The 14,677-nt window shown below is 69.3% G+C and carries 17 protein-coding genes; 7 read left to right on the top strand and 10 right to left on the bottom strand.

The window, feature by feature from the left end; genetic code table 11:
• Window positions 1-213: 213 nt before the first annotated feature.
• Both ACIOJD_RS13830 and ACIOJD_RS13825 read right to left on the bottom strand, forming a co-directional pair.
• The gene (locus tag ACIOJD_RS13830) at window positions 214-1,005 is read right to left on the bottom strand and encodes an ABC transporter permease (RefSeq protein ID WP_401912351.1); all 792 of its coding nucleotides are present in this window, start codon (window positions 1,003-1,005) and stop codon (window positions 214-216) included.
• Window positions 1,006-1,017: 12 nt separating this feature from the next.
• On the bottom strand, window positions 1,018-1,968 hold the full coding sequence (locus ACIOJD_RS13825; RefSeq protein WP_401912349.1) for an ATP-binding cassette domain-containing protein: 951 nt from the start codon (window positions 1,966-1,968) through the stop codon (window positions 1,018-1,020).
• 409 nt (window positions 1,969-2,377) lie between these two features.
• On the opposite strand from ACIOJD_RS13825, the gene ACIOJD_RS13820 reads away from it, so the two are divergent.
• Entirely contained in the window at window positions 2,378-3,187 is an 810-nt protein-coding gene (locus tag ACIOJD_RS13820; RefSeq protein ID WP_401912346.1) for a thioesterase II family protein, read from the top strand.
• A 20-nt stretch (window positions 3,188-3,207) separates the two neighbouring features.
• Here ACIOJD_RS13820 and ACIOJD_RS13815 read toward each other — a convergent pair whose 3' ends face one another.
• The 3 genes from ACIOJD_RS13815 to ACIOJD_RS13805 form a co-directional block, all read right to left on the bottom strand.
• Window positions 3,208-3,849 carry a DsbA family protein gene (locus ACIOJD_RS13815; protein ID WP_401912344.1) on the bottom strand — a complete coding sequence of 214 codons (642 nt, stop codon included), beginning with the start codon at window positions 3,847-3,849 and terminating at the stop codon, window positions 3,208-3,210.
• 29 nt (window positions 3,850-3,878) lie between these two features.
• Window positions 3,879-4,718, bottom strand: coding sequence for an oxidoreductase (locus ACIOJD_RS13810; protein ID WP_401912341.1), 840 nt, complete (start codon window positions 4,716-4,718; stop codon window positions 3,879-3,881).
• 76 nt (window positions 4,719-4,794) lie between these two features.
• Window positions 4,795-5,508: an SDR family NAD(P)-dependent oxidoreductase gene (locus tag ACIOJD_RS13805; protein ID WP_401912339.1), complete on the bottom strand. Its 714-nt coding sequence runs from the start codon at window positions 5,506-5,508 to the stop codon at window positions 4,795-4,797.
• A gap of 257 nt (window positions 5,509-5,765) precedes the next feature.
• Between ACIOJD_RS13805 and ACIOJD_RS13800 the strand changes: the two genes are divergently transcribed.
• Complete coding sequence (locus ACIOJD_RS13800; protein WP_401912338.1) at window positions 5,766-6,068, top strand: muconolactone Delta-isomerase family protein; 303 nt, start codon at window positions 5,766-5,768, stop codon at window positions 6,066-6,068.
• 156 nt (window positions 6,069-6,224) lie between these two features.
• Here ACIOJD_RS13800 and ACIOJD_RS13795 read toward each other — a convergent pair whose 3' ends face one another.
• Window positions 6,225-7,139: a LysR family transcriptional regulator gene (locus tag ACIOJD_RS13795; protein ID WP_401912336.1), complete on the bottom strand. Its 915-nt coding sequence runs from the start codon at window positions 7,137-7,139 to the stop codon at window positions 6,225-6,227.
• A gap of 336 nt (window positions 7,140-7,475) precedes the next feature.
• Between ACIOJD_RS13795 and wrbA the strand changes: the two genes are divergently transcribed.
• Window positions 7,476-8,084, top strand: a complete 609-nt coding sequence (gene wrbA, locus ACIOJD_RS13790) for an NAD(P)H:quinone oxidoreductase (RefSeq protein ID WP_401912333.1) — start codon at window positions 7,476-7,478, stop codon at window positions 8,082-8,084.
• Between the two features lie 113 nt (window positions 8,085-8,197).
• Here the strand turns inward: wrbA and ACIOJD_RS13785 are convergent, their stop codons facing one another.
• The gene (locus ACIOJD_RS13785; protein WP_401912330.1) at window positions 8,198-8,839 is read right to left on the bottom strand and encodes a TetR/AcrR family transcriptional regulator; all 642 of its coding nucleotides are present in this window, start codon (window positions 8,837-8,839) and stop codon (window positions 8,198-8,200) included.
• Window positions 8,840-8,942: 103 nt separating this feature from the next.
• Here ACIOJD_RS13785 and ACIOJD_RS13780 point away from each other — a divergent pair, with 103 nt between their 5' ends.
• Both ACIOJD_RS13780 and ACIOJD_RS13775 read left to right on the top strand, forming a co-directional pair.
• Complete coding sequence (locus tag ACIOJD_RS13780) at window positions 8,943-9,797, top strand: SDR family oxidoreductase (RefSeq protein WP_401912327.1); 855 nt, start codon at window positions 8,943-8,945, stop codon at window positions 9,795-9,797.
• Window positions 9,798-9,893: 96 nt separating this feature from the next.
• A complete protein-coding gene (locus ACIOJD_RS13775; RefSeq protein ID WP_401912324.1) occupies window positions 9,894-10,934 on the top strand; it encodes a zinc-dependent alcohol dehydrogenase family protein in 1,041 nt (346 codons plus the stop codon).
• A 131-nt stretch (window positions 10,935-11,065) separates the two neighbouring features.
• Here ACIOJD_RS13775 and ACIOJD_RS13770 read toward each other — a convergent pair whose 3' ends face one another.
• On the bottom strand, window positions 11,066-11,554 hold the full coding sequence (locus tag ACIOJD_RS13770; protein WP_401912322.1) for a DUF2000 domain-containing protein: 489 nt from the start codon (window positions 11,552-11,554) through the stop codon (window positions 11,066-11,068).
• A gap of 305 nt (window positions 11,555-11,859) precedes the next feature.
• Window positions 11,860-12,030 carry a hypothetical protein gene (locus ACIOJD_RS13765; protein WP_401912320.1) on the bottom strand — a complete coding sequence of 57 codons (171 nt, stop codon included), beginning with the start codon at window positions 12,028-12,030 and terminating at the stop codon, window positions 11,860-11,862.
• Window positions 12,031-12,232: 202 nt separating this feature from the next.
• Here ACIOJD_RS13765 and ACIOJD_RS13760 point away from each other — a divergent pair, with 202 nt between their 5' ends.
• On the top strand, window positions 12,233-12,727 hold the full coding sequence (locus ACIOJD_RS13760) for an Lrp/AsnC family transcriptional regulator (protein ID WP_401912317.1): 495 nt from the start codon (window positions 12,233-12,235) through the stop codon (window positions 12,725-12,727).
• 131 nt (window positions 12,728-12,858) lie between these two features.
• Here ACIOJD_RS13760 and ACIOJD_RS13755 read toward each other — a convergent pair whose 3' ends face one another.
• Complete coding sequence (locus ACIOJD_RS13755) at window positions 12,859-13,311, bottom strand: MarR family winged helix-turn-helix transcriptional regulator (protein WP_401912314.1); 453 nt, start codon at window positions 13,309-13,311, stop codon at window positions 12,859-12,861.
• Between the two features lie 326 nt (window positions 13,312-13,637).
• Here ACIOJD_RS13755 and ACIOJD_RS13750 point away from each other — a divergent pair, with 326 nt between their 5' ends.
• The gene (locus tag ACIOJD_RS13750) at window positions 13,638-14,663 is read left to right on the top strand and encodes a CE1758 family FMN-dependent luciferase-like monooxygenase (RefSeq protein WP_401912311.1); all 1,026 of its coding nucleotides are present in this window, start codon (window positions 13,638-13,640) and stop codon (window positions 14,661-14,663) included.
• Window positions 14,664-14,677: the final 14 nt, after the last annotated feature.

Raw genomic sequence — 14,677 nt, 5'->3', positions numbered from 1 at the left:
CATAACGAACTCAGGAGCCATTACAGCCGTCGCGGGTTAACACCGGAGAAACCCGTCGGATCTCTCGGATGTCAATCCGCGCGTCGATACGTCGAGCAGCGGAACAGAATAGAAAACAACGAGGCGGAATTACAGACGAAGAGTTGTCCGCAATCCGGAAACGCGCCCGGCATTATGGGACAGCACTCAGGTCGCGCGGTAATTCGACCCGTCTCAGCGGGCGGCGGCGCGGCGGTAGGCGCTGACGGCCGCCGGCACGACGGCGGACAGCACCAGGGCACTGAGCACCAGCGACACCGGAACCGGATGCTGGACGGGGAACGCCCCTTCGCCGGTGCCCGTCGTCGTGTTGCCGAACAACTCGCGGCAGGCGGCCACCACGGCGCTGACCGGATTCCACTCGCACAGCCACCGGAGCCAGCCCGGCAGGCCGTCCAGCGGGATGAAGGCGTTCGACAGGAACGTCAGCGGCATCACCAGCATGAAGGCGATGGAGTTGACCGCCTCAGCGCTGCGCGCCAGCAGTCCGATGAGCGCGCCGAGCCAGGCCATGGTGTAGCCGAGCAGGAGGAGCAGCCCGAAGCCGGCGAGGGCGCTCAGGAACCCTTCGTGGACCCGCCATCCGATGAGATATCCGACGATGGCCATCGTGACGCAGGCGATGACCGCCAGCGCCAGATCGGAGAGGGTGCGCGCGATCAGCACGGCGGACCGTGACATCGGCAGCGAACGGAACCGGTCGACCACGCCGTTGCCGAGATCGCCGGCCACGCCGAGAGCGGTGTTGCCCACATTCGTGAGCATCATCTGGGTGAAGATGCCCGCCATCAGGTACGAGCGGTAGTCGCTGCCCGGCACGGAGATCGCGCTGCCGAACAGGACGCCGAAGACCACGACGTACGCGACGGGCATCAAGGTCACGCTGAGCAGCTTCTCCGGGATGCGCACCAGGTGCTTCATATGCCGGCCGACCAGTGCGGACACGTCACTGACAAGATCCACCATGAGGTACTCGTCCTACCTTTCGCTGCTGGTCGCGGAGCCGGTGAGGGCGAGAAACACATCGTCGAGCGACGGCCGCCGGACGGCGAACCCGACGGTCCTCGCGCCCGCGGCGTCCAGTGCGGCGGCTGCCTCGGACACCGATTTCAGCCCGTCCCTCAGCGAGACGGACACCATGCGGCCGTCCTGCGCGACAGCGGGTTCGGCGGCGGCGCTGCCCCGCAGCGCGCGCACGGTGGCGGGGACGTCGCCGCTGTCCGCCAGGGACACTTCGAGCCGCTCCCCGCCGACCTTGGCCTTCAGCTCGTCCGAGGTTCCGTCGGCGATGACCCGGCCCCCGTCGATCACCGCGATGCGGTCGGCGAGCTGGTCGGCCTCTTCCAGGTACTGGGTGGTCATCAGTACGGTCACGCCGCCCGCCAACTGCTCGCGGATCATGTCCCACAGGGTGAGCCTGCTGGTCAGATCGAGACCGGTCGTCGGCTCGTCGAGGAACAGCACCTTGGGCTCCGCGATGAGGCTCGCGGCCAGGTCGAGCCTGCGCCGCATGCCACCGGAGTACGTCTTGACCTGGCGCTCGGCGGCGCTCGCGAGATCGAGCCGGTCGAGCAGTTCACCGGCACGCACCTTCGCCGTGCGGCGGCCGAGCCGGTACAGCGTGCCGATCAGCCGAAGGTTCTCCCGCCCGGTGAGCCGCTCGTCGAGAGCCGCGTACTGGCCGGTGAGACCGATGCTGCGGCGCACCTCGCGCGGCTGCTCACGTACGTCGTAACCGGCCACGCGCGCCCGGCCCTCGTCCGGTTCGAGCAGCGTCGCGAGCACACGCACGGTCGTCGTCTTGCCCGCCCCGTTCGGGCCGAGGATTCCCAGCAGTGTTCCGGTGGGCACGGAAAGGTCTACACCGCGCAGCGCCTCGTGGTCCCCGTACCGCTTACGAAGCCCTTCCGCCTCGATAGCGATTTCCATGAATGCACCTCACGTGCTCGAGATTGCGCGGAGTTCCGCGGCCCCCATTCGCTCGATCGCCGTGCGGCGAGAGACTCCGGGAAGGCAGCGTTACTAAAGCACTCCGGCACTCCCCTGACAAGCTCCTGTCAAACCCCTCTGCGACATCCGCCGATAATTGAACCATGAACAACGAACCGCTATCACCCGGACGAGATAGACATTTCCCCGCTTCACCCCCCTCCGTCCGCACCACTGGTGCGGTGAGCGCCACCTGACGTTCCGACAACGCTTCGAAAGTGCCCACGAGGAGAACAGAAAGGAAACGTTGGCGTACCGCTTTCCACAGGTCTCGCTGCCAACGTTGTCGGCAGGCCATCCTCGGTGCGTCACGTCCGGAGCGGCGGACAGGGAACAGACGGGGGCACGGATGAGCGAGCGGATCGGGCACGACGAGAAGGGCGGGCGAGTGGGGCAGCCGAACGGCTCGGGCCCCACTCCCCGCCCGGTGTGGTTCCGACGGTTCACACCGATACCCCGTCCACGTACGCGCCTGGTGTGCTTCCCCTACGCGGGCGGCGCCGCAAGCGCCTTCCGCGCCTGGCCGGGCCGGCTCCCGGAGACCGTCGAACTACTGGCCGTGCAGTACCCGGGACGCCAGGGCCGGCTCCAGGATCCGTGCGTCGACGACATGGACGCGCTCGCGGAACCGATCGTCGAGGCACTGACGCCCTGGCTCGACCGGCCGCTGGCCCTGTTCGGACACAGCATGGGCGCCTCTGTGGCCTTCGAGGTGGCCATGCGAATCGAGGAACGGCACGGAGTCGGACCGGCCGCGCTGTTCGTCTCGGGCAGAGGGGCACCCGGTCGCACACGTGAATCCGTTCTCCACGAGCAGGGCGACGAGGCACTGATCGCGGACGTTCTGCGGCTGGACGCGGCCGCGGCGCCCGTACTGCGCGATCCGGATCTGCGGGAACTCGTGATGGGATCGATACGCGCCGACTACAAGCTGAGCGAGACGTACCGACCGCGGCCCCACGCGTCGACCGGAGCCCCCATCACCGCTTATGTGGGGCGGGACGACCCCGACATCGACCCCGCGGACATCCGCGCCTGGTCCCCGCACACCCGTGCCGGATACAGCGAGAGGATCTTCCCGGGAGACCACTTCTACCTCGTTCCCCACGAGGCGGAGCTGATCCAGGACGTGGCGGCGAGGCTCCGCACCACGGCGTAGCCCCGGGCAGCCGGCCTCGGTCAGTCGAAGACCGGGCCGACCGTGCGGGTCCGCTTGATCTCGTAGAAGCCGGGTGTGGAGGCGACGGCGAGGGTGCCGTCCCACAGCCGGGCGGCCTGTTCACCCGTGGGGGCGGGGGTGACGACGGGCCCGAAGAAGGCGATCCTCTCGTCGCCGTCGGGGCCGGGGACGGCGATGATGGGGCTGCCGACCTCCTGGCCGACCAGGGTGATGCCCTCCTGGTGGGACTCGCGCAGGGCCGCGTCGTAGGTGTCGGTGTCACCGGCCTCGGCGAGGTGCTCGGGCAGCCCGGCCTCTCGCAGGGCTGCCTCGATGGTGGCCCGGGTCTTGGGCAGACCCTGGGGGTGATAACGGGTGCCGAGCGCGGTGTAGAGCGGCTCCAGGACGCGGGACCCGAAGGACTCCTGCGCGGCGATCATGACCCGGACGGGCGCCCAGGCCTGGCCCATCAACTCGCGGTTGTGGGGCGGGAGCTGGTCCATGCGGGCCTCGTTGAGGACGGCCAGGCTCATGACGTGCCAGGTGATCCGGACCGGGCGGGTCTTTCGAACCTCGAGCATCCAGCGGGAGGTGAGCCAGGTCCATGGGCAGCTGGGGTCGCACCAGAAGTCGACGGCGGTGGGGGTGGGGGAATCACTCATCACAAGGCTCCAGGAAAAGGGCGGCAGGGTCACTGGCCCGCGGGAAAATTGGTGGAGGTGCTCAGGTCGGCCCAGGCGGCGATGTCGTCGCTCAGGCGCTGCCGGCCCTCCTCGATCAGGTTCAGGGCATCGATGCCCAGCACCAGATGGACCGGAGGCTTGTCCGCGTCCACGACCGCGAGCAGGGCCTTCGCTGCGCGGACGGGATCTCCTGGCTGGTTGCTGTCCTTGGCCCGGCGAGCGGTCCGGATCGGGTCGAAGACGCTGTCGTAGTCGGGGATGCTCCGTGGCACCCGCGTCATCGAGCGGCCGGCCCAGTCGGTACGGAAGGCGCCCAGCGCGAGGGAGGTCACGTGGACACCGAGGTGGGCGACCTCCTGGGCCAGGGACGCGGCGATACCTTCCACCGCGAACTTGCTGGCGCCGTAGAAGGCGACGCCGGGCAGCGCCGTCAGCCCGGCCATGGAGGACACGGTGACGATGTGTCCGCCGCGACGGCGTCGCATATACGGCAGGACCGCCTTGATGACGGCCACCGTGCCGTACACGTTGACGTCGAACTGGCGGCGCAGGTCGTCCATCGAGGACTCCTCGACGGTGCCCTCCACCCCGTAACCGGCGTTGCTGATCAGCACATCGACCGGGCCGACGCGCGTCTCGACGTCTTCGACGACCCGGGAGACGGCCGCGTCGTCGGTGACATCCAGCAGGAGTCCGGTGGCGCGACCGTGGGCCGGCGCCTCGAACTCGGCGATCTGGCCCGGGTCACGTACGGTACCGGCCACCACATGACCTGCGGCCAGGGCCTGTTGAGCGAACGCGCGGCCCAGGCCGCTGCTGACTCCGGTGATCAGGAAGGTTCTGCTCATCGGGAACTCCTCGGTGGCGGCAGCGGCGCCCCGGCCGCCAGGTGACGTGGCGGCGAAGCGGCCGGGGGCTGCCCGTTCAACGGCCGGCGCTCTGTCCACCGTCGACGGCGAGGATCTCGCCGGTGACGAAGGGGGCGTCCTCGAGGTACATCACGGCCTGGACGACATCGTCGACCTCGCCCATCCTGCCCAGCGGGTGCATCTCGGCCAGCGTCTCGTGGTAGGCCTCGGGGTGCATAGGCGTGCGGATGGTCCCGAGCGCGACCGCGTTGCTGCGGATGCCCTGGCGCGCGTACTCGATGGCCAACGCCTTGGTGGCGGACTGCAGGCCGCCCTTGGTCAGCGAGGCCAGCACGGAAGTGACATCCGAACTCGCGTGGTCGACCAGGCTCGTGGTGACCTGGACGACATGGCCACCGCCCTGGACGAGCATCCGCTCCACGGCGAGTTGGGTGATGCGGAAGAAACCGGTCAGGTTGACGCCGGTCACCGTCTCGTAGTCGTCCCCGGTGTACTCGGTGAACGGCTTGGCGACGAACACTCCGGCGTTGTTGACCAGGGTGTCCACGCGGCCGAACCGTTCGACAGCCGCCGTGATGACGCGCTCGGCGGTGGCGGGGTCGGCGATGTCGCCCTGGACGGTGACCACGTCCGGGTCGTGTGCGGGCTCGATCCCGCGCGATGTGGCGACGACGCCGTAGCCCAGCTTGCGATAACCGGCGACCAGTCCTGCTCCGATGCCCTGCGACGCGCCCGTGATGACGGCGACCTTCTGTTCGGCGGAAAACATGATGACCTCTCCATGGGGTGGGACGGAGTGCGCCCGGCATTAGTCGACCGGTCGCCTAGTCGACGCTAGGCGAGGCATGTGTGCACGTCAAAGAGGTCTTCGGCCTCGCGCGGGGCCCTCGCAAGGTGCGACCTGCGATGGGAGGTTGCGCCTACCAGCCGGGAGGAAGGAGGTCGTAGCCATGACGCCGGGGCGGGCCCACCGTGAAACGGGAGAGCACCGAAGCGGGGTGCTCCACGCGAAGACGGAGAAGGACGATGGAAGAGTTCCTGGTCGAGATCACCACGACGATCCCCGAGGACACCGAGGAGGCCGAAGTCGGCCGCCGCCGGGCCGCGGAGTCGGTACGAGCCGGTGAACTGGCCGCCACCGGGCACCTGTTCCGCCTCTGGCGCCCGGTCGGTGAACTGCGCAGCATCGGGATCTGGCGGGCCGCGGACGAGACGGAGCTGCACGAGAAGGTGCTGGGCACCCTTCCGTTGCGCTCATGGATGACGGTGAAGGTCACCCCGCTGCGGTCGCACCCCAACGACCCGGGCAAGGACGACCCCGCCCGGTGAGAGACCCGCGCCCGCACCGGGCCGCGCGGCGCTCCCCCGAATGGCCCGTCGTACGCGGCACGCACCGCCCGGCCGGGACCGCTCCCGTACGTACTGGGCCGGCATCGCCCTGGGCATACGTCCGCCGGGCGGCCGGCGCCCCTGATCGCGCCCGTCTCAGGGCTTGTGCGGGTCGGTGGCGGGGAGCCAGGCGTCCGGGTCGTGGATCCCGGGGTCGGTGACGTGTTCGGCCAGGGCGTCGATCGTGGCCAGGACGGCCGCACGGACCTCGTTGCGACGCCAGACCAGGGACCAGGTCCAGTACACCTTCGGGCCGATGATCGGGCGCTGGACCAGGTCGGGGGGCAGCGGTGTGGACTGCCCCTTGGGCGAGTTGACGAGAGGACGACGAGCGCGGCGCACATGGTCGAAGAACGCGGGCCCGGTGACACCACCGTCGGTGATCTGTACGGTCCGGGCGCCGGCGTCGTCGGCGAGTTGCTGGGCGTAGATGTTCCAGGACCGCCAGGAGGTGGCGTCGTCGTCGAGAAGGACGGCGACCTCTCCGGCCCGGACGGGTGCGGCGTCCCGTCCCGTGGTGACGGCGTAGAGCCGATCGGCTCCCAGCAACCGGGCGTTCAGGCCGAGCCGTTCGAGGGTCGGCCCGTCGACCCAGCACACGGCCAGGTCCAAGCTGCCGTCGGCGACCCGGGCGGCCTGGGTGTGGGAAGGGGCGACCCAGGCGTCGATGTGCAGCCTCGCCACAGCCGAGGCCCTCGTATTCAGGTCCGCCGGGATCCAGTTGACGTAGCCGAGCCGGACCGGTTCGGAGCCGGAGATCCGCGCGGCCCGGTTGCGCAGGTCGTCGGCGTTCGCCAGCAGGTTCCGGGTGTGCGGGAGCAGCGCGGCACCTGCGGGAGTGAGCGTCACCGAGCGGCGGTCGCGGTCGAACAGCCGCACTCCGAGGTCGCGTTCGAGGGCCTTGATCTGCTGGGACAAGGACGGGCCGGCGATGAGCAGCCGTTCCGCGGCCCGGCCGAAGTTGAGCTCCTCGGCGACCGCGACGAAGTACCGCAACTGACGCAACTCCACTCCCCCATGCTAGGGGGCTTGAGAGGCCGGGCCTCACAGCGGGAGGAGGCCGGTCATGACGCCGTGTGCGGCGAGGGACGCGGCCCGGATCCTCCAAGGCTCCAGGTCCGCTGCCGTACGAGCACGCCGGCCGCGCCCCGGCCGCGGCGGGACGCCGGGACGCCGGGACGCCGGGACGCCGGGACGCCGGGACGCCGGGACGAGCCTGACGCAAAAGCAGTGGCCACCGGCCGCGTTGACGAATAGTCGACCGGTCGTCTAGTTTCATTTGCGTGACCGGTCGGCCAGTTCCTCCGGTCGCGTCCACCCTCCACTGGCAAGGAAACGGAACCTGCTGTGAGCACTCCCCTGAATGTCGCGATCGTCTACTACTCCTCGACCGGCACGGTCGCCGAGATGGCCAAGGAGCTGCGTGACGCGTCGGCCAAGGCCGGCGGCGAGGTCCGGCTGCTGAAGGTGGCGGAGCTGGCGCCGCAGACCGCCATCGACGCCAACCCCGCCTGGGCCGCCGCCCAGGCCGCCGGCAGGGACATCCCGGAGGCCACCGCCGACGACATCGAGTGGGCCGACGTGGTCCTCTTCGGAACCCCCACCCGGTTCGGAAACGTCTCGGCCCAGCTGAAGCAGTTCATCGACACGCTCGGCGGACTGTGGAGCCAGGACAAGCTCGCCGACAAGGTCTACAGCGGCTTCACCTCGTCCGCCACCTTGCACGGCGGCCAGGAGACCACGCTTCTCGCGCTCTACAACAGCATCCACCACTTCGGCGGGCTCGTCGTCAGCCCCGGTTTCACCGACCCGCTGAAGTTCGCGGACGGCAACCCGTACGGAACTTCGCACGTCGATGCCCAGGGAACCAACCCCGTGGGCGACACCACCCGCGCCGCCGCCCGCTACCAGGCGGAGCGTGCACTGAAGATCGCCGCACGCCTCAAGACGGCCTGACCACGTTCGCGCCGACGCGACAGAAGCGGCACCCGTAGGGCGTCCCGACCCGGTCGGGACGCCCTGTGCGTGCCGTCCGCCGTGCGGGCCGGGGCCGATCAGGCGTCAGGAGATCAACTGTGGTGCGATTCGCGGTGGTTGTCGGCCACCACGGGACGGTCGGTGGTCACCGGGACGTCGGGACGCAGTCCCCGCATGATGACGTCGAACAGCCCGTCGGCTCGCCGGACGGACAGGGAACCATCGCCGGCGAGCGTCTGGTACACCAGGGCACCGGTGAGCGCGTCGGCGACCGCGTCCAAGTCCGCGTCGGCACGCACCTGTCCGGCCTCGGCACCGGCTCGCAGCCGCTGGACCAGTTCTTCGCGCTGCGGCCCGGTGAGCCGCTCGTACAGGTCTTCGGCATCGTGAGGGTCTTCCGCGGCGGCGGCGGTGAGGGCGCGGATCAGCGCCGCGTTCCGCGAGTCGGTCATGAACGCCACCAGCCCGTGCAGCCAGGTCCTGAGATCCCGGTGGATGTCGCCGGTGTCGGCCGGGCCGGGGGCGTGGGAGCCGTCCAGAACGGTTTCGGCCACGAGTGGCGCCTTGGAGGGCCACCGCCGGTAGACGGTCTGCTTGCCCACCTCGGCCCGGACGGCGACGCGGTCGATCGACAGCCGCGCATAACCGTTCTCGATCAGCAGGTCCCGCGTGGCATCGAGGATGGCCCGATGGACGGTCGTACTGCGCGGTCGGCCTCGGCGCTCCTCTGTCATGTCCCCAGCGTATGCAGCCGATGTTCCCAAAGTGCCCACGGAAAGGTACGGTCCTTGAATACGAGACAGATGGTCTCGTATTCAAGGATGGGGAAGGCCTCTCATGAACAGGGACGTGGTCGTCGTGATCGGTGTGGGCGGAATGGGACAGGCGATCGCCCGCAGACAGGGAGCGGGCAGGGCGCTGCTGCTCGCCGATTTCGACAAGGCCACCCTGGACTCCACCGCCGAGGCTCTGCGGGGTGACGGCTACGACGTCGCCACCCACCACGTCGACGTCTCCTCGCCCGAGTCGGTCGCCGGCCTCGCCGAGGCGGCGGCGGAACGGGGGAACATCACCCAGGTCGCCCACACGGCGGGACTCTCCCCCGCGCAGGCGCCCGCCCCGGTGGTCCTCCGGGTCGATCTGGTGGGCGTCGCCCTGGTCCTGGAGGAGTTCGGCCGCGTCATCGCCCCGGGCGGCGCGGGCATCTTCATCGCCAGCATGGCCGGCCACATGGCGGCGCCCCTCGCCCCCGAGCAGGAGCACGCCCTGGCCCACGCCCCCGCCGAGGAACTGCTGCACCTGCCGTGCACCGGTACGGACACGGCCACCGACCCGGGCCGCGCCTACACCCTCGCCAAGCGCGCCAACCTGCTGCGCGTACGGGCCGCGGCCGGGCCCTGGGGCAAGCGCGGCGCCCGTGTCAACTCCATCAGTCCCGGCGTCATCTCCACCCCGATGGGCCGGCAGGAACTGGCCGGGGAAGCCGGACAGCAGATGCGTGCCATGGTCGGCGCGTCCGCCACCGGGCGACTGGGCACGCCCAACGACATCGCCGACGCCGCCGCCTTCCTGCTCGGACCGAACGCGACCTTCATCACCGGCACGGACCTGCTCGTCGACGGCGGCACCGTCGCGGCCGTCCACTCCGGCGCCCTGAAGACCCCCACCCGCCCCGAAGGCCTGCCGGCCTGAGAGCCGAGCGCCGCGGCCTCGGCGACATCTGCCCGCCCCGCTCCAGGCGAAGCAGGCCCGTTTGCCCCGGCCACGCCCCCGCAGCAGGCTTGAAGCATGGCCTTCACAGTCTCCGCCGGGGAGACTCGACACGGCTGGGTCGTCGGGACACCCGGTCCGATCAGCACCGGACCCCTGGTCCTCGGCCGGAAGCACGTAGCCGCCCCCGGTCCCGGCGACCTGCTGCTACGGGTGGAAGCCTGCGGTGTGTGCCGTACCGACCTGCACCTGGCCGAGGGCGACCTCGCACCGCATCGGCCGTCGACCGTACCCGGCCATGAGATCGTCGGCAGGGTGGTCGCCACCGGAGACTCGGTGACCTTGTTCCGTACCGGAGACCGCGTCGGCGGGGCCTGGCTGCGTGGTACCTGCGGAACGTGCCGCTACTGCCGTGCCGGGCAGGAGAACCTCTGCCCCCGGTCCACCTACACGGGGTGGGACGCGGACGGAGGCTTCGCCGACCTGGCGCTGGTTCCCGAAACCTTCGCCTACCCGCTTCCGGAAGCCCAGGACGCCGCCTCGCTCGCCCCCCTCCTGTGCGCCGGAATCATCGGCTACCGTGCGCTGCGCCGCTGTGCGCTGCCCAAGGGAGGGCGACTGGGCGTCTACGGCTTCGGCGCCTCCGCCCATCTGGCAGCCCAGGTCGCCCTTGCCGAGGACGCCACCGTCCATGTGCTGACCCGGTCCGAGCGCGCACGCGCACTCGCGCTGGAACTCGGGGCCGCTTCGGCAGGGGACGCGTACGACCGTCCGCCCGAGCCGCTGGACTCGGCGATCCTGTTCGCTCCGGTGGGCGACCTGGTGCCGGTGGCGCTGGAGGCACTGGACCGGTCCGGCACGCTGGCGATCGCCGGGATCCACCTCACCGACATTCCCTCGCTGAACTACCAGCGCCATCTCTTCCAGGAGCGGAATCTGCGCAGCGTCACCTCCAACACCCGTCAGGACGGGCGCGACTTCCTGTCCCTCGCCGAACGCATCGGCATCCAGGTCACCGTCGCTCCATACCCCTTCAGCCGAGCGGATCAGGCGCTCGCCGACCTGGCGGCCGACCAGCTCACCGGCGCCGCCGTACTCCTACCCGACTCCCGTACGTAGGCCCACTCGGACTGGCGGTGCGGTCGGCCGCCCGACGTGCGTGGTAATTACGGGCCGGCCCCGGGCGGCCCGGGAGCCGGCAGACACAAGCGGCTCTCCAACGCGGTGGCGGAAATCGCATCGTTCCTGGCTCAAGGCATGAGGGAAAGCTTGCCAACGATCTTGTCGACCCGATTGCGGGGGCCGACGATGCTGACTGCGCAGTACTCGATGTCTTCGGTCAGAGTCTGACCCACGGCTGCGATGAAGTCGCTGTAGACGCGGATGCTCTGGGCGGCGGCGGGCACGCCGGCCACGAAGGTGTCGGTGCGGGATACCGCCTTGGCACGGATGGCACGCAGCGTGGCGGAGTCCGCGACGAGCACCGAGCAGCCCGTCCAGGGCAGGCCCGGGTGCGCTACGCCTTCCGCGTCGGCGGTGTTGGTGCCCAGCAGGCCGGGGACCGAGGCCACGGTGGGGGCCGCGGCGCAGACGGCGGCGTTGGCGGCCCGGCCAGGTGGAAGGTCGGAGTTGACGACCACGACCCACTTCAGCCGGGCCTGACGGGTGGACAGGGAGTAGTCCATTTCCTCGGGCGCGAAGCCGACGGCCGTCGTCTCGGGAGCGTTCACCACAGACATGTGATCCTCTTTACTTGTTCGACCAGATCGGGAAAATGCTAGGCAGACATGCGGAACTGTGACGCCGGTTCTGAACTTCGTTCGGCGGATGCGAGAGATTCGAGGGTTTCGGCGGACCTGATGCGCCTGCCGCCGGAAATCCCCGGCATCCGTGCGGAGCCGGGGAAGAACCGCGGCGGCAGGCACATGGTGATCGTTCCGGCGGTGGGTCACCACGCCCGGCCAGACGATCAGGGTGCCGGTGGCACCCTGCCGCACGGGAGCGGCGCTGCTGAGCGTCAAGGGTGCCAAGGAGAGGGCTCCTGCTAGCAGGGAGAGCGCGGCGAGCCCGGGGGCTGGGCAGCGGGAGCGACAGCAACCGGCTTCTTCGCGAAAACGGTGTACAGGTCGTAGCAGACACCGGCGGCCACGGCCAGGAGCAGGCCCAGGGCGACCATGGTGGCCGGCGCCGCACCGGCCCGTACCACCGAGGACATGAGGGTCGCAGGGCCGTCGGCGTCATGAGGCTGGACGCCGGCACCTGAGCGGGCCGGCCGTGCCCCACAGCACGGCCGCGCCAAGCACCGGCCCCGCACCGAGCAACGGGCCGTTCGTTCGTGTATCCACAGCCGGAGACACTAGGTAAAATCCCAAGAACGCATCCAGTAGCCGTACTTCGTGCGCCGTATGGTCGATTTCATGGAACTTGACGCGCTGGACCTGGCCCTTCTGCGAGAGCTACAGAACGACGCACGGCAGACCAACCGCGACCTCGCGACCAAGACGGGGGTCTCCCCCTCCACCTCGCTCGAGCGGGTACGGCTGCTGCGCGAGCGCGGTGTGATCACCGGCTACCACGCCGCCCTGGACCTCGACGCGGCCGGCCGGCCCGTCCAGGCGCTCATCTCCGTGCGCATCCGGCCCCCGGCCCGCCCCGTCATCGAGGGGTTCCGGGAATGGGTCGCACGCCTGCCGGAGGTGATCGGCCTGTTCGTCACCTCCGGCACGCACGACTTTCTGCTGCACATCGCCGTCCCCGGCGTCGACGGTGTGTACGCCTTCGTCATCGACCGCCTCACCGAGCGCAGAGAAGTCGCCGACGTGCAGACCACCATGGCCTACGAGCATGTCCAGTCCCGCTGCATCGAGCCGACCGGCCCCGACCGGCCTCGCTTCTCACGCAGAGCCCGCTGAGGGGCGTCACGACAACCGCCACTCCCGCGACGGAGCCCCGGGCGATATGCACACCGCGCGTCAGTCTGAATGCGAGAACGGCCCGCTGCCCTTCGGTGGCAGCAGGCCGGAGACCCGAGGACGGCCGGAGATCAGTCGAGCCGCTCCACAACTGCTTCGAACTGCCTCAGCATGGCCGGCACCGACCGTCCGTCCAGCTGGTCGATGACACGCTTACGAGCGCTCGCCAAGTGCACCGGGTAGGCGCTCTTGAGGCGATCCAAGCCGTCGGGAGTCAGCGTGGCCACGCTCCCGCGACCGTCACCTTCGAAGCGCCGCTTGGTCACCAGGCCGCGCGAGCGCAGTGTGTCCACGACTCGCGTGATTCGGCTCGCCGACAGCGCGGTGGCGGCAGCCAGATCGGCCATCCGCAGTTCCTGGTTCTCAGCTTCGGACAGACCCATCAGCACGACGTACTCGGTGAGAGTCAGCCCGGTGGAACGCAGCAGATCCTCATCCAGGGAACGGGGAAGAGCCACGATGACACGCATCAGAGCGCGCCACAGACGATCTTCCTGAGCAGTCAAAGGATCAGCAGCTTTCACCCTTGAACCTTAGCGTGCCCAAGCAAACGTACTCCCATCGCATGGGGCCGCCGCCGCCACTGGCGTCGAGAATCTCCAACAGGCGGCAAACACCGGCAAGTCCCGGGACCCGACGCGTCTCGCTCGACGCACCTGCGTCGCGGGTACGTCCGGGCCAGTCCCACATCATCCGCCCCAAGGCCCGGTCGCCTCCCCTGTTCCGGGCCGACCGGCGCAGGAGCCCCAACCCGCCTGCGCCGGTCGGCCCGGCAGCATCAGCACGGTGCTAATATTTGCTGACGCACGCAATAAAGTGGTCCGAGAGCAGAGTGTGAGGTAGGCGCGGCATGGAACTTGGGATATTCAGCGTAGGAGACTGCGCGGCAGATGTGCTCACCGGTCACCAGCCCACGGAGCAGGAGCGGCTGAAGGCTCTCACCCGGATCGCGGTCCATGCGGAAGAGGCCGGCTTCGACGTCTTCGCCATCGGCGAGCACCACAACCCGCCGTTCGTGGTCAGCGCGGACTCGACCTTGCTCGCCTATATCGCCGCGCGCACATCGACCATCACCCTGTCGACGTCCACCACCCTCATCACGACGAACGATCCCGTCAAGATCGCCGAGGACTTCGCCACACTGCAACTGCTGGCGGACGGCCGCGTGGACATCATGCTCGGCCGGGGCAACACAGCCGAGGTCTATCCCTGGTTCGGTCAGGACATCCGTCACGGCATCGATCTGGCGCTGGAGAACTACGGCCTTCTGCGTCGCCTGTGGGACGAGGAGAACGTCAACTGGAGTGGCTCCTTCCGAGCACCGCTGACCAACTTCACGGCAGTTCCACGGCCGCTGGCAGCACCGCCGTTCGTCTGGCACGGCTCCATCCGCAGCCCTCAGATCGCGGAACAGGCCGCTCGACACGGTGACGGATTCTTCGTCAACAACCTGTTCATGCCGGTCTCCCACTTCGCGGATTCCGTGAAGCTCTACCGTGACCAGTGGGCGGCGCATGGACGCGGGGCGCCCGAAACGGCCATCGTGGGCGCCGGCGCTTCACTGTACGTACGCCCCAACTCCCAGCAGGCCTTCCGTGAGTACTCGCCCTACTACTACTCACACCCTGTGCTGTCGAGTTTCGGCAGCCTCGAGGAGGCGAGCCGGCACACCGGCGCCATCGTCGGAAGCCCGGCACAGGCAATCGAGCGAATCCTGTCCTTCCGGGAGCATTTCGGCTCCTACCAACGGCAGTTGTTCGGTGTGGACATAGCGGGACTGCCTGAAACCACGGTCCACGAAATGATCGAACTGGCCGGCTCCGAGATCCTGCCCGTGCTGCGCGCGGAACTCGGCGTTTCCCGGCTTGCCGCATGACCGTCCGTGGGGCC

Source organism: Streptomyces sp. NPDC088116 (assembly GCF_044741745.1).
In the GTDB taxonomy this organism is placed as follows: domain Bacteria; phylum Actinomycetota; class Actinomycetes; order Streptomycetales; family Streptomycetaceae; genus Streptomyces.
This window is presented reverse-complemented; position numbering and strand designations above follow the sequence as displayed.

What these genes read in the sequence shown, in the direction of transcription:
- ACIOJD_RS13765 (WP_401912320.1), bottom strand. Translation starts at nt 12,030, where the DNA reads ATGTCCTCGGTGGTACGGGCCGGTGCGGCGCCGGCCACCATGGTCGCC.
- ACIOJD_RS13820 (WP_401912346.1), top strand. Translation starts at nt 2,378, where the DNA reads ATGAGCGAGCGGATCGGGCACGACGAGAAGGGCGGGCGAGTGGGGCAG.
- ACIOJD_RS13770 (WP_401912322.1), bottom strand. Translation starts at nt 11,554, where the DNA reads ATGTCTGTGGTGAACGCTCCCGAGACGACGGCCGTCGGCTTCGCGCCC.
- ACIOJD_RS13830 (WP_401912351.1), bottom strand. Translation starts at nt 1,005, where the DNA reads ATGGTGGATCTTGTCAGTGACGTGTCCGCACTGGTCGGCCGGCATATG.
- ACIOJD_RS13810 (WP_401912341.1), bottom strand. Translation starts at nt 4,718, where the DNA reads ATGAGCAGAACCTTCCTGATCACCGGAGTCAGCAGCGGCCTGGGCCGC.
- ACIOJD_RS13760 (WP_401912317.1), top strand. Translation starts at nt 12,233, where the DNA reads ATGGAACTTGACGCGCTGGACCTGGCCCTTCTGCGAGAGCTACAGAAC.
- ACIOJD_RS13750 (WP_401912311.1), top strand. Translation starts at nt 13,638, where the DNA reads ATGGAACTTGGGATATTCAGCGTAGGAGACTGCGCGGCAGATGTGCTC.
- ACIOJD_RS13825 (WP_401912349.1), bottom strand. Translation starts at nt 1,968, where the DNA reads ATGGAAATCGCTATCGAGGCGGAAGGGCTTCGTAAGCGGTACGGGGAC.
- ACIOJD_RS13775 (WP_401912324.1), top strand. Translation starts at nt 9,894, where the DNA reads ATGGCCTTCACAGTCTCCGCCGGGGAGACTCGACACGGCTGGGTCGTC.
- ACIOJD_RS13785 (WP_401912330.1), bottom strand. Translation starts at nt 8,839, where the DNA reads ATGACAGAGGAGCGCCGAGGCCGACCGCGCAGTACGACCGTCCATCGG.
- ACIOJD_RS13815 (WP_401912344.1), bottom strand. Translation starts at nt 3,849, where the DNA reads ATGAGTGATTCCCCCACCCCCACCGCCGTCGACTTCTGGTGCGACCCC.
- ACIOJD_RS13805 (WP_401912339.1), bottom strand. Translation starts at nt 5,508, where the DNA reads ATGTTTTCCGCCGAACAGAAGGTCGCCGTCATCACGGGCGCGTCGCAG.
- ACIOJD_RS13780 (WP_401912327.1), top strand. Translation starts at nt 8,943, where the DNA reads ATGAACAGGGACGTGGTCGTCGTGATCGGTGTGGGCGGAATGGGACAG.
- ACIOJD_RS13800 (WP_401912338.1), top strand. Translation starts at nt 5,766, where the DNA reads ATGGAAGAGTTCCTGGTCGAGATCACCACGACGATCCCCGAGGACACC.